This window comes from Psychrobacter sp. 1U2 (assembly GCF_051847575.1).
Genome location: NZ_JBPYDC010001014.1, coordinates 1 through 741, shown reverse-complemented (window position 1 = coordinate 741; position 741 = coordinate 1). Strand labels below are relative to the sequence as shown.

At 43.2% G+C, this 741-nt stretch carries 1 pseudogene; it reads right to left on the bottom strand.

The features are described from left to right. Positions 1-741 (bottom strand): annotated as a pseudogene (locus ACS8FD_RS20100) (NAD-glutamate dehydrogenase); the annotation flags it as partial.

The following is a 741-nucleotide window of genomic DNA, read 5'->3' as shown; positions in this document are numbered from 1 at the left end:
GACCATACAGTTTTAGGTGCAACTGATTTCCTGCATCTCCTGTTGACTGGTATAAATGCCAAATCATCGGCTGCTCATCGCTCAAGCTTGCCAAACGCTTGGTATCTTCAACCGCCGTACGCGCATCAAAACGCTCTTCGTAAGCTGCAGGAATGTAGTCTAGGAAACGACGCGTTAAGGAATTGGCTTGTTGTTCCCCAACATTATCCAGCAGCATTTGCTGATAATGATCAGTCCATGATTTCATAAGTGCTGATAGTTCAGCCTCAAGTGCAGCGTTATCGACATCGTTAACTTGACCTGGTACCGTGCGCACGTGTACGTGTACGCGAGCGTGTTCAGATTCGTTGAATTCAGTCGTAAAGCCAGATGATGTACCACCATAAGCTTCTTTTAGCACTTTTTGTACTTCAATGCGCAATTCAGTGTTGAATTTATCACGAGGGATATAAACAAGGCACGACACAAAGCGTTGATAATGGTCAATACGGCTAAATAAGCGTAGGCTCTTTTTGTCCTGTAATTGGGTGATACCAGAAACGATAGGATATAACTCTTCAACGCTGGCTTGAAACAGATCATCACGCGGTAAAGTATTAATAACATGCATCATTTTATAATAAGCATGTCCTGCACGCGGTAAGTCAGCCATCGCCATAATTTTGTTGGCTTTTTCACGTAACAGCGGGATTTGTTGTACGCTAAGCTGATAGGCTTGAGATGTTAAAAGACCAATAAAAC